This window comes from Myxococcales bacterium (assembly GCA_022563535.1).
GTDB lineage: Bacteria > Myxococcota_A > UBA9160 > UBA9160 > UBA4427 > DUBZ01.
Map to the genome: position 1 here is coordinate 66,956 of JADFNE010000010.1, position 26,767 is coordinate 93,722.

Consider the following 26,767-nt stretch of genomic DNA (forward strand, 5'->3'; position numbering starts at 1 on the left):
TTGCGCCATGACAGCAACAAAAAGTGAGCGCACGGACTTGCTGTTTCTGTGTGTCGCAAACTCCGCTCGCAGTCAACTCGCCGAGGGGCTCGCGCGCGCGATGGCGCCCGAAGCGGTGGGCGTACACAGCGCGGGCTCCGACCCGGGCCAGCTTCACCCCCTGGCCGTCGAGGTCCTCGCCGAAATCAACATCGACATTTCTCATCACCACTCGAAGGCGATCGCTGCGATTCCCACCGAGTGCATCGCGACGGTCATCACGCTGTGTGACGAAGAGGTCTGTCCGATCCTATCGGGCGATATCGAGATCCTGCATTGGCCCCTGAGAGATCCCGCCGGCGCGAGGGGAACCGAGGACGACGCGAGGGGACGATTCCGCGATACCCGGGACGCGATTCAGGCTCGCCTGCGAGACTTCTTCGCAAACTCCGCCCATCGGGCGGATTAAACAGATCTCGACTACGCTCGCTGATCCCATTTACCCGCTGGGTTGGGATGAAACCGCCACCGGAGAACGACCCGTGTCCAAATTCGAACTGAATCTAGACGACCTCGACATCGAGGTATTGAAGTCTCGACTTAGCGAGAAGTGGAACACTTATCCAGCGGATGTTCTGCCCGCGTGGGTTGCGGAGATGGACTATCCCCTCGCCGATCCGATTCGCGAGATTCTCGCGAACGCCCTCGAACGCGGTGACCTCGGCTACCCCATCGGTCTGAGTGACACCGGGCTGCCGGAAGTCTTTTCCCAGCGAATGGCGAGCCGCTTTGGTTGGCAGACCGAAGCCAAGGACGCCGACGTGATCACCGATATCGTGCAGGGAATCTACGTGGCCATCGAGGTGCTATCGGATCCGGGAGACGGGATCATCGTGCAGACACCGATCTACCCGCCCTTTCTCAGCGCGGTTGCGGACACCAAGCGTAAATTGATCGAAAACCGCCTGGTCGTCGGCCCGAACGGTTGGGAGATCGATTTCGATGCACTGCGGGCGAGCATCGACAGCCGCACCCGCGTGCTCTTGCTCTGCAACCCACACAATCCGACCGGGCGCGTGTTCCGACGCGACGAACTCGAACAGCTGGCGCAGATCGCCTGCGAACACGATCTGGTCGTGGTCGCCGACGAGGTCCACGCCGATCTCGTCTTTGACGGTCGCGAGCACATCCCGATCGCATCGCTGTCCGCGGAGATCGCTACTCGCACCATCACGCTGGCCTCGGCCACCAAGGCCTTCAACATCCCCGGCCTGCGTTGCGCCATTGCTCACTTCGGCAGCGAGCGTTTGCGGAAGCGCTACCACAGCATTCCCCGTCATCTCCGAGGTGGTGTGGGACTGCTCGGCATCTACGCAACGATGGCCGCGTGGCAGCAATCCAGCGACTGGCTCGACAGTGTCCGCGACTATCTCCAGGCCAACCGGGACTTCGTGGCGGAATTCGTATCCACGCGTCTTCCCAACATCATTCACCATCCAAGTGAAGCGACCTATCTCGCGTGGCTCGACTGCAGTGCGGTCGAAGTAGAGGGCTCGCCCACAGCGCACATCCTGAAGGATCAAAGACTCGCGCTGAACGAGGGGCGAACCTTTGGCGTGGGTTTCGGGAAATTTACTCGGCTCAACTTCGCAACTTCGCGCCGCATTCTGGCGGAGATTCTCGAACGCGTCGAGAAAGCAACCCAGACGCGCTAGTCCCCTCGAGTCCGCAAAACCCCCGAGGCCGCCTCCGGCCTTACCCCGCTTATCCGTCTCTCATTTGCACGCATTCTGCGCGCAATGCATAACGCAGCTCTTCAATCCTCAAGAGGAAACGCCCCGCTGCCGATTGCGCAGTGGTTCGAGAGTTAGAGCGGAGACGAGATCACTCGTGATCATCGCCGCGCCGTAAAACTCCTCGCCCGGGAGACATTGCGATGACCAGTGCAGACACATCCCACATCGCGGACCCAACGGGTCCGGACAATGAATCGCTCTTGCGCAAAGCCAACACCGTCGGCGCCGAGGACGAACTCGCCAACTTTTCGGCTCTCGCCGACCCGAACGCCATCGCAGGCGTTGCGGCTCGAAACGGTCAGATTGCGATCGAGCGAGAGAACAGTGATCTCGTCGATCGCTTGCGCGCAGAACTCCAGCGCCGAGCCAAGCAAGTTGAAACCCTGAGTCGCGACCTTTCCTCGACCCAAAGCGCCAAGACCGACACCGAAGAGCGGCTCCAGGAACTGAGTCACGAAGTGGCCGAAGTGCGAACCTCGATCATCGGCCGGGAACGTCATTACCGCGAGACATCGGTTCCGGCGCCCATCCAGGCGACGAACAGAGCGGCGGACAAGCCGAAGCCCTTTGCGGCGGCGCGTCCAGCGGCGGCAGAGAGTGGGTCGCTCCGACGACTCCTGCACGTGGCCCACACCGCCCGGCGAGTTCTCGAGGAGCAGTTGGCAGAACGCGACACTGAGCTTGCGAAGATCCAGAAAGAACGGACGACATTGCGCAACACCGTGCAAGAACTTCGGCTCGAATGCGAAAGCCAGGCCGAAGAAAGAACCCAGTTGCGGCGCCTGAAGGCCAATCTCGAGACGCGAACGATCAACATCAGCAACCTGACCGAAGAGAGCAACAACCTGAGGCGGGAACTCCTCAAAGCGCAGCAGATCGCAGCAGATGCGGAGAAAGTCGCCCAACGCACCAAAGAAGCCATGGGCGATACCCGCAACCGCGTCACGGCCCGGGAAGCGGAGGCGAGCGCTCTGCGGGCGGCCTTGGCTACGAATCAAATACAGGCTCAGGCGCGGGCGTGCGAGAACGAAGAACTGCAGGCGGCGCTTTCCATCGCGCGCGAAACCCTCGAGGCCCGCCGCACCGAGTTGAAGACCAGCAAGATCGAACTCGCAGCCGCAACCGAAAAACTGCAGCGAGTCGAGTTGCAAAATTCTGCCCTCGACAACGAACTCACGGCTCAGCAGGAACGATCCGGCCAGCAGTCGAGTGAATTGACGCAGATGAACTTGACCCTGCCGAGGCTCGAACAGAACCTCAGAGATCGTTCGAGTGAAATCGATTTGCTGCGCACGCGCCTCGACAAACGCGACAGCGAAATTTCCGAAGTGCGAGAATTGCTTACCCGAACACAGATGAGTCGCGACTCGCTGACCGACGATCTCGCCACCGAGCAACAGGCTCTCGCCCGAGCGCGCAGCCGTGGTGCCGAGCGGGAGGCAACGCTGGCGACTTTGCGCGAAACCCTGGCCTCGATCGGCAAGGCGGCAACCGTACTGCCGGCGGCTGACCCGGGCGTCGGAAAACCTGCTTCAGCATCCCATCAGGCTGAGTCCCTGCTTTCTGGAACCGACGAGCGAACAGGAGTCGAAACGGAGACCTCCTCAAACCGGACGTCCGACGCCACGACCGCGCCATCAGACATTCGCGAGTTTCGAGACACAAGTGATCACGCCGCAACCGGAGACCTGGGGCCACTACCAGAACCTGCCGAGATCACGAGCGACAGCACGGACGTCACGGAGGGCATCACGGACATGATGCATGCCGAGACGGAAGCAACCAGCTTTGAACCCGCGACTGACCTGGAGACGCTGTCGGCAACCTCGAACTCCCGCGCAGGCGATGATCAGAAACTCGCCTTGGCGTCATTGACGCCGAAACGAAGTTCCGAGGGGCCCCCTGCGATTTTCCATATGTGGCGCGACAAACAGATCGCCAAGAAGCTCGCACCGCTGGGGGTCGACGGAATCGACGACTACTTTGTCGGATGCTTGCATCCGTTGCTGGACGCAAACCGGGGGGAGATGACCCACATCTTGAGTCTCGGCGGGATCGACCCCGAATTCGAACTGCGAATCGCCCGGAGTCTGCGCCGGGGCGGTCACGAGGGCTTCCGAATTTATTTCCCCGAATCAAACCCGGGACATGGCACCGAGATCGTGCGCAAGGCGAGCCAGCTGGGCCTCGACCAGGAGCTGGTTCCGTTTTCGCCCGATCGCGGCCAAGCACTCGAAGTCAGCGAGTTTGGCGCGATCATCAGCGACGGCGCCCTGTCCGGCAGCAAGCGCCTCGACTCATTGATCGAAGCTCTCGTCTTCGCCGCAAATGACGGCGCGATGATCGCAGTGTCGGAGCGCGTCGGAATCGCCAACAGCCAAACCGCGCGCGAGATGGGGGATCGCATCTGGCAGCTGATGCCCGAGCGCTACAAACTCAATCGATTTACCCAGGAAAGCGAATCCAATTATTGGGTCGAAGATGCCGGACTGGCAGGTCAAGCCGATTTGCTCGCGAATCTGCGCGCCCACTTCGTCTTCCAGGACTTCGCCTCGTTCGGGCATCTTGTGGATCGCTTTGTGAGCCCGGAAATCGGCCCTAACTTCAACCCCGCGGACGATCGCGACCGCCGTTTCATCGAACAGATCGCAAACCTCGACGAAGCAAAGCTGGATGCCGGCGCCCTCGAACCCCTCCACATCGTAGGACGACTCACCGCCCGCTAGTATGCTCGCTCGGAGAATTGAACGGCGGGACTGCGGGCTTCAAAACCGCACGGCAACGAGCGCGCCGAACCCGCCGTCCAGAGCCAGCGGAGCGACCACGATGTCGCGCTTCCACGGCTCCGTGATCACCAACGAAGTGCCAAGCCCAATGGCGATCCCGGCCAGCAGGTCCAGTGGACGATGAGCGCGCGCGTGGTAGCGACTCCAGGCGACGAACCCCGTCCCGAGGTAGAGGGGAATCGCATAGCGGAGTCCGTAGCGTCGATGCATATAGCCCGCTCCAAAGGCAGCCGTGGCGGCGTGGCCCGAAGGAAAGCCCTGCCCCCCTCCAGAGGGACGCTCTTCCTTGACGGTTAGCTTCAGCGTCCAGACCCAGGCTTCGGTGACCAGGGCCGACGCGGTCAGATAACCGGCACCCGGGAGATCGCGACGGTACCCGGTCATCCCCAGAGCAATCGCGGGAATGCCGAACTGCAAAACATCGCCGGCCGTTTCGACCGCGTCCGCACAGGCCGGCCGCACGTCGGTGGACACCAACGAGAAGATCAGCAGTGCGTGGAGAGAAAACATCCGGGACAGCATTTCTAAGCTGACGATCTCCATGCGTGACATCGGTTGACAGGACACTCGGTTCCGTTTCGGCATCGGCGCACCCGTGCGGCGATGTGAGGCCACAGGACAGACTTTGCCGCGAGGGAATGCGGGGTGGCCGACTTCGCTCGATCGACCTACACCTGTTCTCAATGTCTTCCAATCTGTCCCGCAAAGTGCAATCGATCGCGCCGTCCGATTTGATCGCGCATTCGCAACGTGGCCCCTACCCGGTGGGATTGTGGAGTTTCAAGTTGGCCGATCCGGCGGATGCCGATCGAATGCTTCCGGTAGATGTCTGGTACCCGGCGAGCCCCAGTGATGACGAAACCACGCACACACCCGCGGACCACCCGCTGAAGGCTCCCCATCGAGCGCGGATGGGCCTTGCACCCGCGGATGGATGTTTTCCGCTGGTGCTCTTCTCGCACGGCAATTCCGGCTTTCGCCGCCAATCGACCTTCCTCACCACCCATCTCGCAAGTTGGGGCATTGTCGTCGCAGCCCCGGACCACGTGGGAAATACATTTTCTGATTCTCTCGAGATCCGCAGCGAAGAACAACGCAAGAGCCGCCACTTTGAAGCGCGTCAAAACCGCCCGCGCGACATGCTCGCCGTCGCCGACGCCATGCTCGCAAGCCGAGGAAGCTGTCCGGCGCTCGACTTCAAAGCCATAGGCGCCCTGGGCCACAGCTATGGTGGCTGGACCAGCCTCAAGCTGCCGGCGCTCGACTCTCGCATCTGCGCGGTATGCGGGCTGGCGCCGGCATCCGAACCCTTTGTCGGTCGCAAAGCCTTCACCCCGGGCGAGTTGCCATTCTCGCCTTCGCTTCCGACTTTATTCATTGCGGGCCTCAGCGACGTGCTGGTCGACATCGAAACGAGCATCGCGCCACTCTTCGAGCGCATGGCGAGCCCCAGCGCATTGGTGGGCATCGAGGGTGTCGATCACTTTCACTTCTGTGACAACATCGCTTTGCTCCACGGTCTTCACGAAAAAAACAAGCGGCCGCTCCAGACCCGGGAGACCCGTCCCTATGTGGACATGCTTTCGGAAACGCGCATGCATCCTGCGTTGTGTGCCCTGGTGGCGTCGTTCTTTCGCAGCGTGTTCGCCGACGAGCAGGACGATCCGATTGCACAATTCAACAGCCCTGGGCTCGCATCCCTCGACCCGGCCCTGCGCCTGATCTCATCGAAATCCCAGAGCTGAGGCGCCTTCGCGAGGGCGGTCATGGAATTCCTGGAAGCGGAAGCTCGCGTGCGATCTTTCAGTCGCGCGCGCGCAAGGGCGTCGCGTGGCCAAACAGCCAACCCTGGCCGAAGTGGATACCGAGCTTCCCCAGCATCTCCAGCTCTTCGATGGTATCGAGCCCTTCGCCGATCACCTTGGAGCCCATCTTTTCCGCCAGGGTGAGGAGTGTCGAGAGCAGATCCTGGCGCGCGGAATCTTCATCGACACCGGTCACGAACGCGCGATCCATCTTGATGTACTCGGGTGATATTTCGAGCAGGGCTTCGAGCCCCGCATAGCCCGATCCCATGTCGTCGAGCGCAAATTGGAATCCGAGTGCCCGGAGATTGTCTCGGGCCTCCTTGAACACGCTGAAGTTCTCGATCGACTCTTGCTCCGAAATCTCGAACACCACGTCGGTAGGACTGAGCTCACATTTTTCGAGGGTCTTGATCAACCGCTCGGCGCGAAAGTTGGGGTCGTGGAAAGCGGTCGGAAGAATATTCAGGAACAGCTTGGTGCCTTCGGGGAAGTCGATCGCTCCACTGAGTCCACTCGAACGGCATAGACAGTCGAGTTCGTAGACCATGTCGTACTGTTCGGCGGCACCGAACAAAGTCAAGGGCGTCATGAATTCCGATTTTTCGGGTCCGCGCACCAGCGCCTCATAGCCGAACACGACGCGATTGTTGACTTCGACGATCGGTTCGTAGACCGAGTAGATGCGGCGTTCGAACAGCATCTCTCGAAATCGCCGCCGTCTTTCGCGGTCTTCCACCTGCAAGCTGAGCTGCAAGTCCCGGCGCGCCAGCTCGGCAGCTCGAATGATCTGGGTCTCTGTGCTGAACCGGGGGTTGCGCAGGCATACCTCTGAACCGATCGCCACGCTCGGCGCCTGGCGCAGATGCGGATAGAAGGCCTTGCCCGCGTTTTGCTCGATCAGACGCTTGAGTGCGACTTCGAAGTTCGGAATCTCCTGGCGAACCAGCGCCGCGTCTTCCCCTTCGCGCAGGAACACCACCCAGATTTCGTTTCGCCCCGCCTCGCCGTTCATCACGAGGTCGCTCTCTTTGAGGGTTCGCTCGGTGACCTTTTGCACCAGATTCCCGAGGGCCTTCAACGCGGATCGCCTGGCTTGATCTCCGTTTCGTCGCTCGATCACCTCGAGAAACGAAGCGTCGACAATGACGAGGCCCAGAGAGCCACAGGCGTCAAATCTCTCACCGAGTCGCTCGAGTATGCTGCTGCAGCTCGGCAGGGACGGTACCGATTCGTCCTCTTGAGACTCGCGAAACGGATTGGGGATACTGGTCATGCAGCGAACATCGGCAGTTTGCTCGACTGCGTTGAGGGGCCCATCGCGGTTTGGCTGATTTCTTTCAACTTTCCGGCGTCCGCGGAAATAGAATCTCGTTTTCGATCAACCACGAAATCGCCCTATGGATGCGCACATCGGCTTCGGGAATGACGTCGAGCAATTTTCGCACGTTTGCACCCACCCGAACGAGATCGAGGATCGCGCATTCAATTTTGCCCAGGTCGGCCCCAATGTTCGTAATCGCGTCCCGCGCCAGCTCAAAGCTGATATCCGCTGGGAAGCAAACGTCCAGATTCCGTCGCGATTCGTCGATTTCGCGCAGGGCGTCAAGGATGGCACCCTCCAGATGCTCCGGGGGCTCGCGCACAATCTGGTTGTCGATGAGCGAGTGAAATTCGAATTGGCCCGTCGTCCAGCGCAACAGGCGAACCAGCGCTTTCTTGCCCGTGACCTTCCCAGACCGCGTCGCGACCAGAGCTCCCTGGGAAAACGCGATGTATCCCTCCTGGCTGCCGTTGATCACCGTCAGGGTCCCCTCATGGGTAGAGACTCCGAAGGACTGCAGCAAACCCGCCATGCCGAGTTCCTCGATTTCACCACTGATCCCGCCGAGACGTCGGGTGTGGTCCATATCCCGGAGCCTTCGCAAAAATGCCTTGGTCTTTTCCTGACTTTGTTTGTCCGGACTGAATTGAATGCCCAGCGCCGGTACGTCCCCGGCTTCGTCCTTTACTTGACGCTTGACCTCGGATGGAATATCGAGACTTTCGCCGGTCTTCGAGTTCGTGAGCGTTACGACGACCTGCTCGCCAATGGGCAGAGAATCTCCCTCCACCGAAAACAGCAAACCGGAAGAGCTGAGGTTTCGAGTCATGCCTTGGAGTTGCTCTCCTCGGCTGTTGCAGACTCGTGCCCCTACCCGCACCACTTCGCGCGCCGCGCCGCGCCGATTTCTCCCTGTCGCAGAAGAATCGGGTTCGGATTCCTGTTCTTCCGCTGAATCGGAAAGCGGACCGATCAGGTTTTCGAAGATTTCCGTCAATTCGGCCGCGGTCTGATCGAACTGGACCGCCACGCCTGGGACGGCACCGGCCGTCGCCAGTTCCGGTGGTACGCAGTGAACGACCTCGCCTTCGAGCACGATGGCCTCGCGGCAAAACGCGAGATCGATCCCGACCGCGATTCGAGTGCGAAGCTCGAGGGGATTTTGAGTGGGTACGAAGAGACCTCCCTTGGTAAGGTTCTCGTGATACTCCTTCTTGAACCCTTCGAAATCTTCGAAGACCACCGCCAGCATTGCGCAAACCACTCCTGATTTTCCGCCTGAGCGGGTCCGATTCCGTATACCGCCCATTGGAGATGGCGCGGCCCGACACTTCCTAATCGGCCAAACGACCCCAAAACAAAACCCGCGATCGACCGACTTCAGGGGCAAAAACGAGAGGGAAAACAGCAGAGTGCCGGGTTTGAGTTGCGGGGACCCCGGGGTAGACTCAGGACGCGAATTGCGAACCCGGCGACGGCAAGCAGGCGGCAACTCGCACGCAATTTGGACGCGGAGTCACTTCGAGGCTCCTGGGCACAGCAGACGGCAATCGACCTGATCCGGTCGGCCAAAACCAAACAACCCAAAAAGATCTCTCGAAATGACAGCTGACACGAAAGCCCCAGACGCTACCAGCCCAGCAGAATTGAAAATACGAGCCGAGGTCCGACAACAACTCACCGGCCCCGGTGCGCCGTTCGAAATGATCGACGAAGAAGTTCTGGGCGAACGGATGGCGGTCTTCAAGAACCGGCTGGGCTCGCTGCGCGAACTGCTGGCGCAATCGGCCCTGCACGACCAGAAGGAGTACATCGTCCACGGCGATCGCCGCATCAGCTATGGGTCGACCGTGCGAATCGTCGCATCGGTCGCGGCAGGCCTGGCCAAAACTCACGGCATCGGAAAGGGAGACCGGGTCGCGATTCTCGCCGCAAACTGTCCCGAGTGGGTCTTCACCTTCTGGGCAGTGACCAGTCTCGGGGCCGTCGTCACTGCCTTGAACGGGTGGTGGACCGCAGATGAAATCCGTTTCGGCATCGAACATACGGGATGCAAGTTGCTCGTAGGCGATCGGAAACGACTCGAACGAATCGCGGGGACCGACCTTGGCGTTTCAATCCTCGAGATCGAAACGGATTTCGGCGCGCTGGAACAATTCGCACGCGAAGCCATTTTGCCCAATACCCCCATCGTCGAAGACGACCCTGCGCTGATTCTCTTCACCAGTGGAACCACGGGACGGCCCAAGGGTGTGGTCGTGTCGCACCGCGCGCTGCTGGGATTTGTACAAGTGAACGGAATCCTGAGCCTGGAGCGGATATTGGTCGCGAGCAAACTCGGCCAACTCCCGAGCGGAGATGCCCCGGCTCCGGCCGCACTCGTCACCGCACCGCTGTTTCATCTTTCGGGTCTCTACACCGGTGCCATCATGATGTTGGCCGCGGGAGCCAAGACGGTTTATCGCTCCGGGCGTTTCGATCCTGAAGATGTGCTGCGTCTGATCGAGCGGGAGAAAATCACGATCTGGAGCGCGCTCGGCAGCATGGGACCTCAGGTGATATCGCATCCGACCCTCGACCAGTTTGATCTATCGAGCATGCGGAACATCGGCTTTGGTGGCGCGCCGACCAGCCCCGCTTTGCAGGAAAGGATGTGTCGTGCGTTTCCCAACTCGGCAAAGAACCTGGGCATGGGGTATGGGCTGAGCGAATCGGGAGGGCTCGCTGCATCCATTGGGGGCAGCGAACTCGCAAGTCACCCCACCTCGACCGGGCGTGCCTCGATCACCAACCAAATCGAAATTCGGGACGCGGAGGGCAAGGCCGTCGCGGAAGGGGTCTACGGCGAGATCCATCTCCGCAGCCCCTACCTGATGCTCGAATACTGGAACAATCCGGAGGCAACCGCCGAGACCTTGCGGCCCGGGCGATGGCTTGCCACCGGAGACATCGGCCAACTGAAAGACGGCTACCTCTACATCAACGCAAGAGCGCGAGACATGATTCTCCGCGCCGCCGAAAACGTCTATCCCGTCGAGATCGAACACCGGATCGACGCACATCCCGATGTCGCCGAATCTGCGGTGATCGGCGTGGATCACGCAATACTCGGCCAGGAAGTCAAAGCCATCGTGGTCCCGAGGGCAGGCATTCGCGAGCTCGATACCGATGCACTCGCCGTCTGGACAGGAGAGATCCTCGCGCCCTTCAAGGTTCCGAGCCTCTGGGAGGTTCGCAGCGAGCCCCTGCCCCGAAACGCTGCGGGCAAGGTTCTGAAGAAGGTGCTGACCGGGGAAGCAGACGACGACTTGATCGAGGAGTAGAGCGGAAGGCGAAAACAGCCCCAGCTCACCCAAAAGTGAATCACCCGTGCTGTGAATAACTCAGGGACGATCTGCGTCATACTCCGGAGGCCAGAGGATCCGGCGAATAAATTTCAATACAATTCCATCGGGAGGGTTACGACATGAGGGGGAAGATTTTTCCCGACAAGTCAGCGCAGAAATCCGGGCATCTCCCACGCGCGGGCAACCTGCTCCTGATCGTGACGCTTGCCTTCGGACTCCAACTCTTCATGGGCCTCGGTAGTGCGGACACGGCTTCGGCGGCAGATACGCGCATGGGTGCAACCTATGAGTCGCAACTCGACTCACCCCCCGTGAGTTCGAGTTCCTCCCTCGACATGCGCGACGACGTATACAACAGCGGATTCATTTTTGGTTTGACCAAGGGCGTGGCGAGTTCGACGATCGTTCCGGCGATGAAGCCGCTCTTCTTCCTGGTCACCATTCCCCTGGACCTCGTGCTGCTCCCCATGGCCGCGATCGGTGGCTTCTTCTGACGGGGGCACCCTCTGGCGCGCCGAACCAGGCTCAGTGAAGCGGCATGACGATCACCAGCGCGTAGCCGCCTTCGGGAACATCGACCGCGAAGCGCTGCCAAACCGAGTCGCCCGACCCGAGTCCGACTTCCACCTGATGGGTGCCCGCCGGAACGCGCTTGCGTGAAACGAAGATCTTGTTGGGAAGCAATGTCCAGGAACGCGTATCGGGCTTGTCGGCGGCGACCAACAGACTTTCGCTGAGCAAGCCGGCCAACACCCCAGCCAACTCTCCGCCGTTTCCCACTTCTTTCCCTATCTTGCGCGCACCTTCGGCCACCACCGCGCGCGCAACCATGCGCGACAGAGCCGCCGCAATGATTTTTGGTTTGATCTTTTCGTACTCGCGAACCAACTCGGCCCCGAAGTTGGTAATTGCATCCATCGGAACGTCGGATCCGTCGATGCGAGCCAACGCGCTGTCGTAGGTCCCCAGCGCCGGCACGAGTTCGGGAAAGATCAGCACCTTGAAAGCGCTGCGCTCCAACACATCGAAATTGTCGCTAGCATCGGCCGCGACGATCCCCACAACGGCACCGATCGGGATGCGCTTTGGCACCTTGAACGGAACCCGGCCCACCGCCGTAACGACCAGGATTTCTCCGCCTCCTCGAACCGGGGGTTCCCCAGGCTCTGCGAGCAGATCCCGAACCTGGGTGCCGCGAACCGAGACTCGCTCGGCCAACCCGCGCACGGGTGCGGCGAGACTGGCGATGCGTCCCCCTTGGAGTGCGTCGTTGTAGTGACGCATGGCCCTCGAATCTTCGCCGAGTTGTTCGTGGACGAAACCCGCGAGATACGAGCCGATGGCGCCGTGAGCGTGATCGGGGTTTGTGTCCCGCAGATAGTTTCGCATCACGGTGAAGCGCTTGGCTTCAACCCGGGCTCCTCCCAGATCTCCGACTGCCAGATAATTCAGCATGTTCAGCGCGTTGAGTGAAAGTCGCTCGACGGGTGAAATCCGGTAGGACCTGCAGATCCTCGCGCGAACCGTCATAGTCGCCCCGCGCCTGGTGGAGCATGCCCCGCTCGAGCAGCACGAGCGCGCTGTCGTCGCGAAATTTCTCGGGGTGGGCGTGACCATCCTCGACGCCGAGCAACTTGTCGAGCTCAGCAATGGCGGAGTCATAGTCACCGCGCTGGGCGTAGTTGCGGGCTCCCGCGGTATGGTCGGAATAGGTCGCACAACCCGATCCAGCGAGCAGCGCCCCAAGGAACAGCAAGCAGAGCGGAAGCGAGCGTGGGGGCCTGGCGCTGCCGGGAATCGCGTGATTCTCCGGATCAGGCTTTGCTTGTGCGTGAGCCACCGAGCGACTCAGCGCTTGATGGCTTTGCTTCTCGCGGCCTCGTGCTGGAAGCGAATCCGGCTCGTTTCCACTTCAATGACCTGGAGAAAGAGGGTGTACTGCACCCTGCGCTGCTTGTTGAGTCGTTCGTCGACCGCCCCGATCTTGCCCGTGAAGTAGTACTTGGCGCCGAGTTGTCTACCGATTCGGGCCGCGGTCGCGGGGTCGATGTCGCCCGACTGTTGAAACTTCACTTCGCGCATCATCTCTGCCTGTATCTCGCGGCTCACGACCCCTACCGAACCGCTGTTGACCAGAAACGTCTCGATCGAGCCGAGCAAGGTATCGAGTTGATCGTCGATGTGTTCACTCGTGTCGTTGCGAATCGGAAAGATCGTGACCCAAGGCTGATCGTCTGGGGCGTCGAGAATCTCGCGCTGCCAGAAGATCGAATCGAACAACGCGTTCAGAATTTCTTCGGTCAGGTAGTCTAGATCGACCTTGTCCAGGCCCGTGCTGAGCGCGGCGTCGTCGAGTCCCGGGTTCAGGGTACCGGCGCCGCCACGGCTGGCCACCGGCGCGCAACCCGTCGTGCTGCCGAACCAGAGTGTCGCGACGACGACAAGTGCCACGGCACCCGTCGACCGCATCGCGCCACGCAACGAACACATCAAACGCATTGGATCTTCTCCCTATTGATCAGCACGGGCGCAGCTGACGCCCAGCCCTCTGGCCCCGCGGGGCCAATCCGGGCCCCATCTTCGCACTTTCGACGGCCGGGCGCCGCTAGAAATTCACTCGCCCGGGCAGTACGCCGCCGCCCACTCTTGCTGCAGCCAGTGGCTGAAGAGATACACTTCTGCTCATGAGCAAGGGATATCGCAGCTACACCACCACTCGCGGCCGGAACATGGCGGGCGCACGCGCGCTATGGCGCGCCACCGGCATGACCGACGATGACTTCAACAAGCCCATCATCGCAATCGCAAATAGTTTCACCCAGTTCGTCCCCGGACACGTACACCTCTGGGATGTCGGACAGCGTATCAAAAAAGTCATCGACGCGGCCGGCGGATATGGGGTCGAGTTCAACACCATCGCCGTAGACGACGGCATCGCGATGGGCCACGACGGCATGCTCTACTCGCTGCCGAGTCGCGACCTGATCGCCGACAGCGTTGAATACATGGTGAACGCTCACGTGGCAGACGCCCTCGTGTGTATTTCGAACTGCGACAAGATCACGCCGGGCATGCTGATGGCCGCCATGCGCCTCAACGTCCCCACGATCTTCATATCTGGCGGACCGATGGAAGCCGGCAAAGCGGTCGGGATGTTTGATCGCCACGGCAACGCCCTGCCCGAATCTCTCGACCTGATCGATGCGATCATTCAATCGCAAAACGAAGACATCGACGACGATACCCTCGCCATCATCGAAAAGTCCGCCTGCCCGACCTGTGGATCCTGCTCGGGGATGTTCACCGCCAACAGCATGAACTGTCTGACGGAGGCCCTCGGCTTGTCGTTGCCGGGCAACGGCAGCCTGCTCGCCACCCACGTCATGCGCTGGGAACTCTTCGAACGAGCGGGCAAGCGTATCGTCGAAGCCGCGAAGCTCTACTACGAAGAAGACGACGACAGTGTCCTGCCGAGGAATATCGCGACCTTTGACGCTTTTGAAAACGCCATGACTCTCGACATCGCGATGGGCGGTTCGACCAACACGGTGCTGCATCTGCTGGCGATTGCTCACGAGGCAGAAGTCGACTTCAAGATGGAAGACATCGATCGAATTTCCCGAGTGACCCCGATGCTCGCCAAAGTGGCCCCCTCGTCGAGCTATCACATGGAGGATGTGGGACGCGCCGGGGGAATCTTCACGCTGCTCGGCGCCCTCGAACGCGCCGGCTGCCTTCACTCCGACGCGGCAACCATCCACACCGAGACCCTGGGCGCGGCCATCGCCGCGAACGACATTCGCACGGGAACCGCCAGCGACGATGCACACCGGCGCTCCCTGGCGGCACCAGGCGGCGTCCGAACCATTGTCGCGTTCTCTCAGGACAAGTACTACGAATCTGCGGACCTCGACGGTGAAAACGGTTGCATCCGCGAGAACAGCCACGCGTACAGCAGAGACGGTGGGCTCGCGGTGCTCCACGGCAACATTGCCGAGGATGGCTGTATCGTGAAGACCGCTGGCGTAGACGAATCGAATTTGATCTTTGAAGGACCGGCACGAATCTACGAATCTCAGGATTCGACCTGCGACGGGATCATTCAGGGCCAGGTCCAGGAAGGCGACGTCATCGTCATCCGCTACGAGGGCCCAAAGGGCGGCCCCGGAATGCAGGAGATGCTCTACCCGACCTCCTACCTGAAATCCAAGAAGCTCGGAAAGGCCTGCGCGCTCGTCACCGACGGCCGTTTCAGCGGTGGATCCTCGGGTTTGTCGATTGGCCACGTTTCTCCTGAAGCGGCGGAAGGTGGCGCCATCGCGCTGATCGAAGCGGGAGACCTCATCCGCATCAACATCGTCGAGCGAAGCATCAACCTCGCGATCGGGGATGAAGAACTCCAGGCCAGGCGAGCGGTCATGGAAAAACGCGGGCGCAACGCTTGGCAACCCGATGAAAAGCGCGAACGCGCCGTTTCAAAGGCCCTGCAAGCCTATGCACTGATGACGACGAGCGCCTCGCGCGGAGCCGTGCGCGACCCCGATCAAATCAAAACCAAGCGCTGAGTCGAAAAACGCAGCCCGCTAGATTCCGCCGGCGTGCTCTTCGCCCTTGACCAACAGATAGGGTCGATGCAGCAATCCAGCTTGCTCGGGCAAGTATTTGCACGCCGCACTCGCGAAGTGACACGAAACCGCGCGCCGGAACCCGTCGCTGCGGTTCGTCCCCGATCCGTGCAACAACAACGGGTGAAAGAACACCGTATCTCCGGGCTGCATCTCCAGATGCACGCGCCCCTCGTGCGCCCCGACATCCTTTGCGGCGAAGTAGGCATAATTCTGATGCTCCCAGTCCGTGTTTCCGTGGGCGAGCAACTCCCCCTTGTGGCTGCCCGGAACCGCGACAAGGCAGCCGTTCTCCCGGGTGCACACCTCGAGTGCCGTCCAGGTCGCAACGATCAGGTCGGCGGGCCGGAAGGGAAAGTACAGCAGGTCCTGGTGCAGGGGGTGCCGGCCATCGACGCCCGGGGGCTTGTTGATCAGCATATTGTGGACCGATTTGATGTCGGGACCGATAAACGCCTCGACCCAATCGAGCAACCTGCTGTGTTTTGCGTACCCGTCGAACAGCACCGGGTCGTTGTGAAAATCCTGGATCTTCGCGATCGCTCGGGCGGGCGACTGCGGATCCACCACTCCCTTGGCCACCATCACGTCGCGCATCACCAACATGTCCTTGGCGGGCTCGACCCTGCCCTCGACGATGTCGAGAAAGCGCTGATACCATGGGGCGATCTCTGCTGCGTCAAACAAACCGGGCACGACGAGATAGCCACATTCATCGTATTGGCGTTGCTGTTCGTCGGTCAACATGGCGATGCTTGCCTTCTCGTTGGGCGCGTACCTGGGTGCAGACGACCGACGTATACGACAAGATTACGGGTTCGTCGAGATTGCGTCCACGTCGTCTCGCACAGCTGTGCGCCAAGCGACTCCGATCTGTGGGGAGTTGTATTGAGCAACTCCATCAGAATCCGACTTCCATTTCCCCAATGGATCTGGCGACCTCAAGGGCGCATCTCGCGAATCCGATAGTGCTTGAGAGTTGCACTCCGCCTGCTGTGGAAGTGTGTCTCGAGGTCTGAACGTGTCACGTGATCAGGATCTACTAAAACAGTTATCACGGACCCGCAATCTCCCTACGCTCCCTCAGGTCGTACACCTCGCTCTCACGCACCTCGACGTGAACCGCAACGGTGCGCTGGATGTCGCGGCTGTCATTGCCGAAGATCCCGCGATGACAGCCCGGGTTCTCAAGGTCGCAAACAGTGTCCTCTTCAATCCGAGCACGGATCGCGTCGTTTCGGCCAGCGATGCGATTGCGCGGGTGGGTTTCGACGAAGTTCGGCGCATCGTGATCACCATCGGTGTGATCGACGGTTTCAAGAAAGCCAAATGCAATTTTAACTACGTCCGCTACTGGCAGCATTGCATTGCAACCGGACTGCTCGCGGAGATCGTCGCAGGAGCTTCTCCTGTGGCGAGTTCCGAGCCCGCGTTTCCGATCACAGAATACTTTCCGGCCGGTCTGTTGCACGATATCGGGGTGCTCCCGATGGCGACCGCCCTGAAACAGCGATACACGCGACTGATCGACCAATGCGCTGCCAAAGAGGAGGCGCTCGAGGTGATGGAGAAGAAGCGCTTCGGAGTCACACATGCGGAGATCGGAGGCAACATCGTAGAAACCTGGCGGATTGCCGAGGCAATAGGCCAGGGGGCAAAGTATCACGACGATCCCGAGGCGGCTCCCCTTCCCTCTCGCACCTTCGTCCGGGTGATCCACGTGGCGGATTGGCTCGCCAACTCGTTCGACTTTGGATTGCTGGAGTCGATTTGCAATCCGGCGCGACTGGATCCGGTCTGGTGCAAACTCGCGCTCTCTGAAACCGACATTCCCCAGATCCACGAGAGTTTCACGTCGGCCCTCGAGGAGTCGAGGCTGCTCGGGCTACTCAGTTCGATCAAGTGATTGCGGAGTCTTGGGTCAGGCTCCTAGTTGGCTCGCCGCAAGAACTCCCGGGCCAGGCTCGAGACGATATCGCCGATGATCACGATCATCACTCCGAGAATCACGAAATAGACGAGCACGTCCATCTGCCCTCGGGTTCGTGCATCGTCGATCCAGAAACCGAGTGAGACGATTCCCAACAATCCGAGCACGGTGGATTCGCGCACACAGGTTTCCCAGCGGTAGAAAAAATACAACAGCAAGCGCGGCAACAATTCCGGAAAGAAAATCCAGCTCGCGATCCGCATGCGCCCGGCCCCGAGGGCTCGCAGTGAGCGCGGGGCTTCGATTGGAATGTTCTCGATACTCTCGGCGCCAAGTCGACCGAGGATCCCCGCATTGTGGATCGTCAACGCGATGATGGCCGTCCATGGCGTCGGCCCGAGAATCGCCAACAGCAGGAACGCGGCGAGATACTCCGGAATCGCCCGCAGCAGTATCAGTACGAATCGAGTCGCATGACAGACCGTACTCCACGCCAATCGAAGCCACAGAGACGGCGGTCGCCCCAGGGGCAAGAACGGCTCCGGCGATGCAAAGTTTCGCGCCGCTGGCAGCGAGAGCCCGATACTGAGGACTCCGGCGAGCAGAATGGCCAGCAATGAAATCCCGAGGGTCGTGCGAGCGGCCTCGGCTCCCCGCGCAGCAAAGAGATCGCGCCCCCAGGACCACGCGATCCCCCAATCCCAATCCACACCCTGAAGCGGATAGGGTCGGACGTCGACCAAGAAGCGCGCCAGGTTCGCGCGTCGGCGCGGGGAAAAGAGATCGGCCCAATCAAACTCTCCGAGGGCCCACGACAGAATCATCAAACCGAACACCGCCCACAAGCTCGCCCGAACGAACTTGCTGCGCGGCCGATTCTGCCACAACTCCTCTACGACTTCGTCGCGACTCATGCCAAGACTCGCTTGCGAACGGCTCCACTCCAGGTGTCCGCGAGAATCACCAAGGCCAGCAATGCATAGAGGAAGGTCCACACCTCACCATAGTTGGTGGCGCTGAACGATTGGCGGATATAGAGCCCGAGGGTTGGAAAGCCAAAGAATCCGAGGACGGCGGACGAACGCAACACGCATTCGAAGCGGTAGAACGCGTAGGCGATGAGATCCGGTAGCGCCCGGGGAAGCAAGGCGAAGCAGTACGTTTGAAAGCCCGAAGCACCGAGCCCGCGCAAGGAGTGCGCGCTGTCCCGCGGTGCCTCGTCCACGAGTTCGGAAAACATCTTGGCGAGGGTGCCGCCGTAGGGGATCGCGATGGCAATTACAGCCGCGAGGCTATTGAGACCGATCGCGGCGAGAAACAATACGGCCCACATCAATTCGTGGACCGAGCGCATCAGGATGATCGTCAAGCGGCTGAGCCCACACACCGCTGGAGCAATCGAGCGTTGCATGAAACCCAGCGTCCCTTTGCCGCCGTCGATCCCCGGATTGCTCCACCACGCCGACGAAGCGGCAAACCCGAGGATGACTCCGAGAACCAGGGAAAGGCTCATTGCAGCGGCCCCGGTAATGAGCGTTGTCCAGGTCGCACGCAATGCGACGGAGAGCAGCGGCGGTGCGTCGGCGGGAACGAAGCGGCCCTCCGATTGAAGCGCTGGCGACAATGCGCGGGAGAAGAACTTGCCCGCCGTTGCGAGGCCACCCGAAGAGGGCATCAGATCTTGCAGGTGCAGATCCAACAGGGAGACTGCAATCGCACCGGCCAAAATGAGACCGATCAATATGCGGATGCGGATTCCGACCGGCTTTGGCCGGGGGAGATCATCAAGACCCATTGCGCCACATCTCGCCGCTGTCGAGGGAGTAGAGCGCATCGAACTGCTCGTCGCCGATGTCTTCGCTCGCGCAATCGAAGATCACCTTTCCATTGCGAAGGCCGACGAGTCTGGGCAGGAACTCTCGCGCCAGTTCGAGGTTGTGGAGACTCATGCAGAGCGTCAGTCCTTCTTCCCGCGAAATGCGAGTCAGCAATTCGACGGTGTCTCGCGCGCGAGCGGGGTCGACACTCGAAACGGGTTCATCGGCGATCAGCGCCGTCGGTTGCTGAAACAGCGCCCGGGCGAGGGCCACGCGCTGCTGCTGCCCCCCCGAAAGCCGATCGGTTCGCTCGAAGAGCTTTTCGGAGATCCCCACCCGCTCGAGAATGTCGAACACTTCACCCAGAATCTGGCGCGACGGAAATAGCAGCAGTGAAAGCGACCGCGCAAAACCCACCTGCCCCAGACGGCCTGCAATGACGTTCTGGGAGACTCGCAGATTGGGAACGAGATCGAGCCCTTGATGGATGAAGCCGATGCGGCTGCGCATTTGTTTGAGTTCGCGCCGGGAGAAATCGATCAGCCGCTTGTCCCCGACGTGAGCCCAACCTTCGCTCGGACGTTCGCTGCCGTTGAACAGTCGAAGCAGCGTGGTCTTGCCCGAACCGCTGGGCCCGACAAAACCCACGGCTTCGCCGGGTTGCACTTTCAGGTCGACAGCGTCGAGCGCGAGAGCGGACCCGTACTCCACCGATACGCCTTCTAGCAAGAACTCCGCGCTGTTCGCCACCACGTCTCCGGACTAGCGTATGAAATCGAGCTCCAGCGCCAGTTTGTGAATGGCATCGAAGTCGGAGTTACTGGCGCGAATCATGGCACTACGGGGAAAGGCCGAAAGTAGATCCGGATCGTTCATCTCGATCAACGCCTTTTGAAGCTTGTCGGTGAAGCCAACCCCGTACGTCGATTCGAGATCGGGATGGGCCGTGAAGTTGTAGTCGGGATAGAGCGGCGTACTCCAGATGATCTTGACGATGGAAGGATCGGTCGTGCCTTCTGCCACCCGACGCTCGTACACCTGATAGTTGAGTACGCCGACTTCGAATTGTCCCGACTCAACGAGCTCGGCGGTGCGATCGTGGCTCCCCGAGAAGCTGATGGTCGATAAATATTCGCGCGGGCTCTCCCCAGTATTCTCCCGAATGAAGTATTCGGGCATCAGGCGACCCGAAGTCGATCCCATGGAACCAAAGGTAAAGCGCTTGCCGGCAATCGCGACGGGAAATTCTTCGCTTCGTTCGATGCCCGCATCCTTGTGCGCAATGAAATAGGTGTAGAACTCCGGATCTTCCGCACCTTGCGCGATCGCACGAGCTCCCTTTACTGCGTGTCGAGCTTGTACTCCAGTGAGCCCGCCAAACCAGGCAAGTTGAATGTCCCCATTCTTGAACAGATCGACTGCATCCGAGTACTTGGTCGCGTGGACGTACTCGACCGGAACCCCGAGAGATTGGCTGAGGTACGCCGCCACCGGGCCAAATTTCTCTCGCAGGCGAGTCTCGTTTTGGTCGGGAATTGCGGAGAACCTCAAAGTCGGAGGTTTGGGGTCGACCCGCTCTGCCGCGGAGTCGCTACTCGCGAGCAAGCTGATCGATAACGCGACCCAACAACAATCGACGGCAGTTCGAAATTTCAAGATTCTCTCTCTTCTCGTCTCAAACAGGTACACATCGCATTCATCCCATAGTCCCGTTCACGAAACAGCATCCGTGGTTTCAAAGGTTGACGCGAAGAACCCTGGATAGCAACCGGAACGTTGTACCCTATGATCGAGCTGAGGAGGCTTTCCCAGAACCGAGATGATTCGATTGCGCGTATCAACTCCCCCACGGTGGCTCGACGCAGTGCTCGAGGACTTCGACGCCTTTCTACTCGATCACGCCGCCGCCGAGCGAAAGGCCTCTGCCGTGGCCCTTTCGCTGATCAGCCACTATCCCGACCGGGAGCGTCTGGTCGCCGCCATGATGGACCTGGCCAGGGAAGAACTCGAACACTTCTACCAGGTGTATCGCCAGCTGATCGCGCGCGGACTCAGCTTGGCGAAAGATCGCAAGGACGTCTACGTGCGCGAGCTACGCGGACAGATCCGCAGCGGCAGCGACGACTATTTTCTAGACCGGCTTCTGGTGGCCGGAATCGTAGAGGCCCGTGGCTGTGAGCGATTCGGGCTGATCGCCGACGCGCTTTCAGACCCCGCCCTGGCAAAGTTCTACCGGGGCATCACAGACTCTGAGGCTCGCCACAAAGACGTCTTTATCGACCTGGCGCAAACCTACTTCCCGGCAGTGCGAATCGATCCGCGTCTCGACGCCTTGCTCGACGCCGAAGCGTCGATCGTGGACCGACTCGAAATCCGCGCCGCGCTGCACTGACGCACAGTAGCGAGGCACTACACTCAACCGCCAATGCCCACCGGATCGCCAAGGCTCACAAAGGCCGCGCGCAAATATCTCGAACGTCACGCTGAACCCGAAGCTACTTTCGCAACGGCGCTGGCAGGCCTCGGCGCACCCTATCCGGCGGTGGTGGTGATCCCCGCCTATGGTGAGCACGAATTGCTGTTGCAGGCGCTCGCCAGTGTCCCCCGTTGCAGGGATGGCAAACCGTTGGTCGTCCTGGTCGTCAACCAACGCGACGAGTGTCCCGCCGAAGCGAACAACGCGAACCGCAAGATCCTCGAACATCTGCGCGCTGGACCGCGCCAGACGCTCGGAGCCAATGTTGAACTACTCGTGGCCTCGGAATCTGACATGGTCTTGATCGATCGAACCTCTGCGGGTCAACGTTTTCCAGAGCGCCAGGGCGTTGGACTTGCGCGCAAGATCGGCGCCGACTTTGCCATCGCACTCTGGGCTGCGGGGGGATGCAACAGCCCCTGGATACACTGCACCGACGCGGACGTGACGCTACCGGCAGACTACTTCGACCGCCCCACTGCCAACACGATGGAGCTGAAGGCAAACTCGGACGGTGCTGCGCCAGCCGCCTTGTTGTATGACTTTCGCCACCCCGCAGGCGGGAACTCCCCAGGCGACATGGCGATCCTGGAGTACGAAATCTTCCTGCGGTACTACGTCTTGGGGTTGCGAAGTGCTGGCTCGCCCTACGCGTTTCATTCGATCGGCAGCACGATGGCGATCCATGCGAATGCCTACGCTCAGGTTCGCGGATTTCCGCGACGTGAAGCCGCAGAAGATTTTCATCTGCTCGCGAAACTCGCGAAGGTTGGCGAAGTTCGATCGCTCCCCGGAGAGCCCATCTTGCTCAGTGGCCGCAAATCCGAGCGGGTTCCCTTTGGTACGGGACACGCTGTGTTGGCGGGCCACGCCCGAGCGCAAAGCGGCGAACCCTTCTCCGCATACGATCCCCGGAGCTTCGACTGGCTCGGCGTCTGGCTCGCAACGCTCGCATCAATCGCCGAACAACCCACCGCCCCGGTCTCGCAGTTTCTCGCGCTTCACGCACAACAGACCGACGTAGACGCGGCGCGCCTCGAACAACTCCTGAATACTTGCGGTGCACTCGAGACAACCCAAAAAGCTCTTCAAAACAAGGGGAATACGCGCCAATCCCTCAACGAGAGCTTTGATGCCCTGGCGACCCTCAAATTGATCCATGCCCTGCGCGATCAGGTCTACCCAGCGATTCCGCTCGAGCGAGCACTTGCGCTGGCTTCCTTCATCGACCACGACCCGGAAGCGAGCCTCGAAGCACAACGGGCCGCCCTCGCAAAGCAAGAAGTGAGCGCCTAGTCGCTGAGCGCGCGTTCGACAATCTCGAAAACATCCTTGGACAGCGCTGGGCGCCCGGCAATTCGCTCGAGTTCGATCTTCATCAACGCCCGGCGTTCGGATGGGAAGCGCTTCCACTGATTGAATTGAGAGACCATCCGCGCCGCGATCTGCGGGTTCATGTCGTCGAGTTCGAGCACCACGTCTGCCAGGAAGCGGTATCCCTTGCCGCTGGCATCGTGAAAACGAACCTGATTCGCCGCACAGAACACGCCGATCAGGGAGCGCAATCGGTTCGGGTTCTTGAGGCTGAAGTCGCGATGTCGCGACAGGGACATGACCTGCTCGAGCGCTTCGGGACGTTTGCACATGGCTTGCGCCGAAAACCATTTGTCGAGCACCAGGGGATCGTTGTGCCAACGCTCGTAGAACGCCGCAAGCGCCTGCTCGCACTCATCGCCGCCGAGATCCACCAGCAACCCCAGCGCCCATTGAGTATCCGTCATGTTGTTCGCGCTGGTGAACTGTTCGTAGATCCAGGACGTAATCTCGTCTGACTCGAGACAGGCGAGATAGCCGAGCGAGGTGTTCTTGATTCGACGATCCGCAATCGAACCACTGTCGTTTCGATAGGGCCGAGGACTGGCAAGCGAACCGTAGAGATCTGCCAAAGATTCGCGATGATCGGAAGCCAGGGAACAGATGACAAACTCGCGTGCACAATGGAGTCCGTCGACGTCGATGATTTTCGTCTCTTGCCCCAGAACTTTCTCACCCGGCAGAATCAGCGCGAGGGCGCGCAGGGAATGGTCGAGTCGATCGTCGGCGAGGATCTTGCCGAAGGCTTCGCTGAACAACGGAAGCAGTGAGAGCGAACGACCCGCGGCGGAATCTTCGGCGAGCTCCAAAAGCAGCCGGGATGCAAGTTCCTGCCCGGCATCCCAACGCGAGAACGCATCGCCGTCGTGCGCCATGAGGAAGGCGAGTTCTTCGCGAGTTCGGTCCATCCGGAGCCTTACGGGCGCAGAAAAGTCGCGCAGTACCGAGGGCACGGGTCTTTGCGTAAGCCCGCGAAACACGAAGTCCTGCTCTCTTTCGCTCAGCTCGAGCACGCAGCTGGTCCCGCGCGGGCGCGCGGTCCCGGACGCGAGATCGAGGGGAAAATCGGCGCCGTCGGCCCCGAGCAGACCCACGACGACCGGAATATGCAGCGGAGGCGCTTCGTCGTTTTCCGTCTCACCACCGCTTCCACTCGCCAGATTGCTCTGGCGAAGGCTCAGGGTGTAGCGGCCCGTGGCTTCATCGTAGCTCCCCGAGGCGTGGACTTCGGGGGTACCCGGTTGCCGATACCAGTGCTTGAACGACTCGAGATCTTCGTCGTTGGCATCGGCGAGGGCAGCGACGAAATCGTCGCAAGTCACCGCCGAACCGTCATGTCGCTCGAAATAGAGATCCATTCCCCGGCGAAAACCGTCGACGCCGAGCAGGGTGCTGAGCATGCGAATGACTTCCGCGCCCTTGTTGTAGACCGTGGGCGTGTAGAAATTATCCATCGAAATATACGAGTCGGGTCGAATGGGATGTTTCATCGGGCCGGCATCTTCCGCGAACTGCGCAGACCGGAGGATCTTCACGTCGGCGATGCGCTTGACTGCGTCCGATGTCATGTCGGCGGTGAAGCACTGGTCGCGAAAGACCGTCAGCCCCTCCTTCAGCGTCAACTGGAACCAGTCGCGACAGGTCACTCGATTGCCGGTCCAGTTGTGGAAGTACTCGTGCCCAATCACGGCTTCGATGCCCTCGTAATCGTCGTCCGTTGCGGTTTCCGGCTGAGCGAGCACGTACTTCGAATTGAAGACGTTGAGCCCCTTGTTCTCCATCGCGCCCATGTTGAAGTCGTTGACCGCCACGATCATGTAGATGTCGAGATCGTACTCGCGACCAAATTTCTCCTCGTCCCACTTCATGGCTTTCCGCAGGGAGACGAGGGCGTGGTGGCAGAGTTCGATGTTCTCGGGTTCGACCCAGATCTCGAGTTTGACCTCACGCCCCGACTGCGTGACGAAGCTGCCGCCGTGACAGAGGAGCTTCCCGGCGACCAGAGCAAACAAGTAACAAGGCTTGGGGAACGGGTCCTCCCAGCGCACGCGCCGGCGACCGTCGGCGAGAGTTTCGTCTTCGACCAGATTGCCGTTGGAAAGCAAGACCGGGTAGTCGGCGTCCTGGGCCGTGATGGTCGTCGTGTAGCGCGACATGATGTCCGGGCGATCGGGGAAGTAGGTGATCCGCCGAAAGCCCATCGCTTCACATTGGGTACAGAACAGATTCCCGCTGCAGTAGAGACCCGACAACGCAGTGTTGGCCTTGGGGTCGATTGTCACTTCGGTTTCGAGGGTAAACTGTGCGGGGACACTGCGGATGCGCAACTCGTCGCCGTCTGCCTCGAACTCGCTCTCGTCGAGGGTGCGCCCGTCGAGCGCAACCCGGACAAGCTCGAGTTCTTCCCCATTCAGGACGAAGGTCGGCGGATCTCCCGAAAGCGTCTCATTGCGCCGAACCGCGAGGATCGCCCGGACCCGGGTGCAGTGTTCGTCGAGATCAAACTCCAGCTGTACGCTGTCTACCCAATAGTCGGGTGGGGCGTAGTCGCGGCGGTAGGTCGTCCTGGGTTTCTCTGGCTTGGATCCGCTCACCCGTGCTCCTCGCCCCTGCTCCTTGGGATGCGATCACAGGCAATAGCAAAATTGATCTGGCGGAGCCCATGGCTGGACCGCGAGAGGAATGCAGCGAGGAGACAAAGAGATGCGAGAACCGGCTGGATGTTCAGCGCTGGGCGATTCGCCCGCCCTTGCTCTGACAATCGAATTTCCGCGCGTACTCCATGCGGCCTTCGATCCAACAGCGGACGACCACGTTTTCGGGGTCGGGTTCTTTTTTCAGGGCTTCTTCTACGCGACCGGAAATATCCTTGAAGGCGTCAGCGCCCTTCTCCTTCAGCGCTGCCAGAGAGAATCCGCCACCGGCTTTTGCGCCGTCCGCTTCTTCGGCAGCTTTGTTCTTGGGGGCGGAAGAGTGGTGCTCCAGAATCGCCTGGCCCTTGTCGATCTCTTCCAAGACCCAGCATCCGGTTCCAGAGAGACACAGACCCGCAAGCAGGACTGTTGACAATCCTCGCATTCCCAGTCTATCGGCAAAAAACGAGAAATGATTGAGCGAAAAAAGCGCCCGTGCCCCCTGGGCGTTTCGCGCTCGTCGAGGCTCCGGTAGATTATCCGACCCCCCGGGAGACTGATGCTGCGGCCGGCACAACCCCAGCTACCGGACCGTGTCGAAGGAGCAATCTCGAGCCCATGGAAGCAAGCAGTCGACCGAGTTTTGAAAACATCTACCTGAATCTGGCGCGCACGCTGGCGAATCGCTCGACCTGTTCCCGCCTGAATGTCGGCACGGTGATCACCAGCACGGATTATCGCAAGGTGCTCGCCGTCGGTTACAACGGGAACGCCACGGGACTTCCGAACCAGTGCGATCGCGAGGAGGCCGGCGACTGCGGCTGCCTTCATTCGGAAGAGAACGCCGTGATCAATTGCGACTCACCGCGTCAAGT

Annotated in this window: 24 protein-coding genes; 11 read left to right on the forward strand and 13 right to left on the reverse strand. The window is 60.5% G+C overall.

Annotation, left to right across the window (positions count from 1 at the left end):
• Window positions 1-7: 7 nt before the first annotated feature.
• From IH881_05180 to IH881_05190, 3 genes are all read left to right on the forward strand, one after another.
• Window positions 8-448 (forward strand): arsenate reductase ArsC, encoded by a 441-nt coding sequence (locus IH881_05180; protein ID MCH7867068.1) that lies wholly within the window; start codon window positions 8-10, stop codon window positions 446-448.
• 73 nt (window positions 449-521) lie between these two features.
• Window positions 522-1,694 (forward strand): putative C-S lyase, encoded by a 1,173-nt coding sequence (locus tag IH881_05185; GenBank protein ID MCH7867069.1) that lies wholly within the window; start codon window positions 522-524, stop codon window positions 1,692-1,694.
• 221 nt (window positions 1,695-1,915) lie between these two features.
• Complete coding sequence (locus IH881_05190; protein ID MCH7867070.1) at window positions 1,916-4,501, forward strand: hypothetical protein; 2,586 nt, start codon at window positions 1,916-1,918, stop codon at window positions 4,499-4,501.
• Between the two features lie 39 nt (window positions 4,502-4,540).
• On the opposite strand, the gene IH881_05195 is transcribed toward IH881_05190, so the two are convergent.
• Window positions 4,541-5,083: a phosphatase PAP2 family protein gene (locus tag IH881_05195; protein MCH7867071.1), complete on the reverse strand. Its 543-nt coding sequence runs from the start codon at window positions 5,081-5,083 to the stop codon at window positions 4,541-4,543.
• Between the two features lie 263 nt (window positions 5,084-5,346).
• Here IH881_05195 and IH881_05200 point away from each other — a divergent pair, with 263 nt between their 5' ends.
• Window positions 5,347-6,306, forward strand: coding sequence for a hypothetical protein (locus tag IH881_05200; protein ID MCH7867072.1), 960 nt, complete (start codon window positions 5,347-5,349; stop codon window positions 6,304-6,306).
• A 58-nt stretch (window positions 6,307-6,364) separates the two neighbouring features.
• On the opposite strand, the gene IH881_05205 is transcribed toward IH881_05200, so the two are convergent.
• Both IH881_05205 and IH881_05210 read right to left on the reverse strand, forming a co-directional pair.
• Window positions 6,365-7,642, reverse strand: a complete 1,278-nt coding sequence (locus IH881_05205; protein MCH7867073.1) for an EAL domain-containing protein — start codon at window positions 7,640-7,642, stop codon at window positions 6,365-6,367.
• Between the two features lie 64 nt (window positions 7,643-7,706).
• Window positions 7,707-8,942: a PilZ domain-containing protein gene (locus IH881_05210; protein ID MCH7867074.1), complete on the reverse strand. Its 1,236-nt coding sequence runs from the start codon at window positions 8,940-8,942 to the stop codon at window positions 7,707-7,709.
• 349 nt (window positions 8,943-9,291) lie between these two features.
• Here IH881_05210 and IH881_05215 point away from each other — a divergent pair, with 349 nt between their 5' ends.
• The gene (locus tag IH881_05215; GenBank protein MCH7867075.1) at window positions 9,292-11,013 is read left to right on the forward strand and encodes an acyl--CoA ligase; all 1,722 of its coding nucleotides are present in this window, start codon (window positions 9,292-9,294) and stop codon (window positions 11,011-11,013) included.
• Between the two features lie 143 nt (window positions 11,014-11,156).
• Window positions 11,157-11,531, forward strand: coding sequence for a hypothetical protein (locus IH881_05220; GenBank protein ID MCH7867076.1), 375 nt, complete (start codon window positions 11,157-11,159; stop codon window positions 11,529-11,531).
• Window positions 11,532-11,562: 31 nt separating this feature from the next.
• Here IH881_05220 and IH881_05225 read toward each other — a convergent pair whose 3' ends face one another.
• The 3 genes from IH881_05225 to IH881_05235 are packed head-to-tail and all read right to left on the reverse strand — an operon-like array spanning window position 11,563 to window position 13,536.
• Window positions 11,563-12,492: a hypothetical protein gene (locus tag IH881_05225; GenBank protein ID MCH7867077.1), complete on the reverse strand. Its 930-nt coding sequence runs from the start codon at window positions 12,490-12,492 to the stop codon at window positions 11,563-11,565.
• Window positions 12,446-12,877: a hypothetical protein gene (locus IH881_05230; GenBank protein MCH7867078.1), complete on the reverse strand. Its 432-nt coding sequence runs from the start codon at window positions 12,875-12,877 to the stop codon at window positions 12,446-12,448. Before IH881_05230 ends, IH881_05225 begins: the two co-directional genes overlap by 47 nt.
• Window positions 12,878-12,885: 8 nt before the next feature.
• Window positions 12,886-13,536 (reverse strand): penicillin-binding protein activator LpoB, encoded by a 651-nt coding sequence (locus tag IH881_05235; GenBank protein ID MCH7867079.1) that lies wholly within the window; start codon window positions 13,534-13,536, stop codon window positions 12,886-12,888.
• A 185-nt stretch (window positions 13,537-13,721) separates the two neighbouring features.
• On the opposite strand from IH881_05235, the gene ilvD reads away from it, so the two are divergent.
• Window positions 13,722-15,602, forward strand: a complete 1,881-nt coding sequence (gene ilvD / locus IH881_05240; protein MCH7867080.1) for a dihydroxy-acid dehydratase — start codon at window positions 13,722-13,724, stop codon at window positions 15,600-15,602.
• Window positions 15,603-15,620: 18 nt separating this feature from the next.
• Here the strand turns inward: ilvD and IH881_05245 are convergent, their stop codons facing one another.
• Window positions 15,621-16,409: a phytanoyl-CoA dioxygenase family protein gene (locus IH881_05245; protein MCH7867081.1), complete on the reverse strand. Its 789-nt coding sequence runs from the start codon at window positions 16,407-16,409 to the stop codon at window positions 15,621-15,623.
• A 274-nt stretch (window positions 16,410-16,683) separates the two neighbouring features.
• Between IH881_05245 and IH881_05250 the strand changes: the two genes are divergently transcribed.
• The gene (locus IH881_05250; GenBank protein ID MCH7867082.1) at window positions 16,684-17,568 is read left to right on the forward strand and encodes an HDOD domain-containing protein; all 885 of its coding nucleotides are present in this window, start codon (window positions 16,684-16,686) and stop codon (window positions 17,566-17,568) included.
• Between the two features lie 23 nt (window positions 17,569-17,591).
• Here IH881_05250 and IH881_05255 read toward each other — a convergent pair whose 3' ends face one another.
• From IH881_05255 to IH881_05270, 4 genes are read right to left on the reverse strand one after another with little or no spacing between them, the layout of a single operon-like run.
• Window positions 17,592-18,506 carry an ABC transporter permease subunit gene (locus IH881_05255; GenBank protein MCH7867083.1) on the reverse strand — a complete coding sequence of 305 codons (915 nt, stop codon included), beginning with the start codon at window positions 18,504-18,506 and terminating at the stop codon, window positions 17,592-17,594.
• Window positions 18,503-19,387, reverse strand: a complete 885-nt coding sequence (locus tag IH881_05260; protein ID MCH7867084.1) for an ABC transporter permease subunit — start codon at window positions 19,385-19,387, stop codon at window positions 18,503-18,505. Before IH881_05260 ends, IH881_05255 begins: the two co-directional genes overlap by 4 nt.
• Complete coding sequence (locus tag IH881_05265) at window positions 19,377-20,159, reverse strand: ATP-binding cassette domain-containing protein (GenBank protein MCH7867085.1); 783 nt, start codon at window positions 20,157-20,159, stop codon at window positions 19,377-19,379. The genes IH881_05260 and IH881_05265 overlap by 11 nt, the downstream gene beginning before the upstream one ends.
• A gap of 12 nt (window positions 20,160-20,171) precedes the next feature.
• A complete protein-coding gene (locus IH881_05270; GenBank protein MCH7867086.1) occupies window positions 20,172-21,065 on the reverse strand; it encodes a putative selenate ABC transporter substrate-binding protein in 894 nt (297 codons plus the stop codon).
• Between the two features lie 163 nt (window positions 21,066-21,228).
• Between IH881_05270 and IH881_05275 the strand changes: the two genes are divergently transcribed.
• Both IH881_05275 and IH881_05280 read left to right on the forward strand, forming a co-directional pair.
• A complete protein-coding gene (locus tag IH881_05275) occupies window positions 21,229-21,801 on the forward strand; it encodes a tRNA-(ms[2]io[6]A)-hydroxylase (GenBank protein ID MCH7867087.1) in 573 nt (190 codons plus the stop codon).
• A 33-nt stretch (window positions 21,802-21,834) separates the two neighbouring features.
• A complete protein-coding gene (locus IH881_05280) occupies window positions 21,835-23,181 on the forward strand; it encodes a hypothetical protein (protein ID MCH7867088.1) in 1,347 nt (448 codons plus the stop codon).
• Here IH881_05280 and pepN read toward each other — a convergent pair.
• Together pepN and IH881_05290 are read right to left on the reverse strand one after the other, a co-directional pair.
• Window positions 23,178-25,853: an aminopeptidase N gene (gene pepN, locus IH881_05285; protein MCH7867089.1), complete on the reverse strand. Its 2,676-nt coding sequence runs from the start codon at window positions 25,851-25,853 to the stop codon at window positions 23,178-23,180. The genes IH881_05280 and pepN overlap by 4 nt on opposite strands.
• A gap of 130 nt (window positions 25,854-25,983) precedes the next feature.
• Entirely contained in the window at window positions 25,984-26,328 is a 345-nt protein-coding gene (locus tag IH881_05290; GenBank protein ID MCH7867090.1) for a hypothetical protein, read from the reverse strand.
• Window positions 26,329-26,510: 182 nt separating this feature from the next.
• Between IH881_05290 and IH881_05295 the strand changes: the two genes are divergently transcribed.
• Window positions 26,511-26,767, forward strand: a 257-nt coding sequence (locus tag IH881_05295) for a hypothetical protein (GenBank protein ID MCH7867091.1), incomplete at its 3' end; no start/stop codon positions are given.

Coding starts and splice junctions, on each gene's coding strand:
- IH881_05180 (MCH7867068.1), top strand. CDS start 8: ATGACAGCAACAAAAAGTGAGCGCACGGACTTGCTGTTTCTGTGTGTC.
- IH881_05215 (MCH7867075.1), top strand. CDS start 9,292: ATGACAGCTGACACGAAAGCCCCAGACGCTACCAGCCCAGCAGAATTG.
- IH881_05280 (MCH7867088.1), top strand. CDS start 21,835: ATGCCCACCGGATCGCCAAGGCTCACAAAGGCCGCGCGCAAATATCTC.
- IH881_05255 (MCH7867083.1), bottom strand. CDS start 18,506: ATGAGTCGCGACGAAGTCGTAGAGGAGTTGTGGCAGAATCGGCCGCGC.
- IH881_05220 (MCH7867076.1), top strand. CDS start 11,157: ATGAGGGGGAAGATTTTTCCCGACAAGTCAGCGCAGAAATCCGGGCAT.
- IH881_05205 (MCH7867073.1), bottom strand. CDS start 7,642: ATGACCAGTATCCCCAATCCGTTTCGCGAGTCTCAAGAGGACGAATCG.
- ilvD (MCH7867080.1), top strand. CDS start 13,722: ATGAGCAAGGGATATCGCAGCTACACCACCACTCGCGGCCGGAACATG.
- IH881_05260 (MCH7867084.1), bottom strand. CDS start 19,387: ATGGGTCTTGATGATCTCCCCCGGCCAAAGCCGGTCGGAATCCGCATC.
- IH881_05210 (MCH7867074.1), bottom strand. CDS start 8,942: ATGCTGGCGGTGGTCTTCGAAGATTTCGAAGGGTTCAAGAAGGAGTAT.
- IH881_05225 (MCH7867077.1), bottom strand. CDS start 12,492: ATGCTGAATTATCTGGCAGTCGGAGATCTGGGAGGAGCCCGGGTTGAA.
- IH881_05195 (MCH7867071.1), bottom strand. CDS start 5,083: ATGCTGTCCCGGATGTTTTCTCTCCACGCACTGCTGATCTTCTCGTTG.
- IH881_05235 (MCH7867079.1), bottom strand. CDS start 13,536: ATGCGTTTGATGTGTTCGTTGCGTGGCGCGATGCGGTCGACGGGTGCC.
- IH881_05275 (MCH7867087.1), top strand. CDS start 21,229: ATGATTCGATTGCGCGTATCAACTCCCCCACGGTGGCTCGACGCAGTG.
- IH881_05245 (MCH7867081.1), bottom strand. CDS start 16,409: ATGTTGACCGACGAACAGCAACGCCAATACGATGAATGTGGCTATCTC.
- IH881_05190 (MCH7867070.1), top strand. CDS start 1,916: ATGACCAGTGCAGACACATCCCACATCGCGGACCCAACGGGTCCGGAC.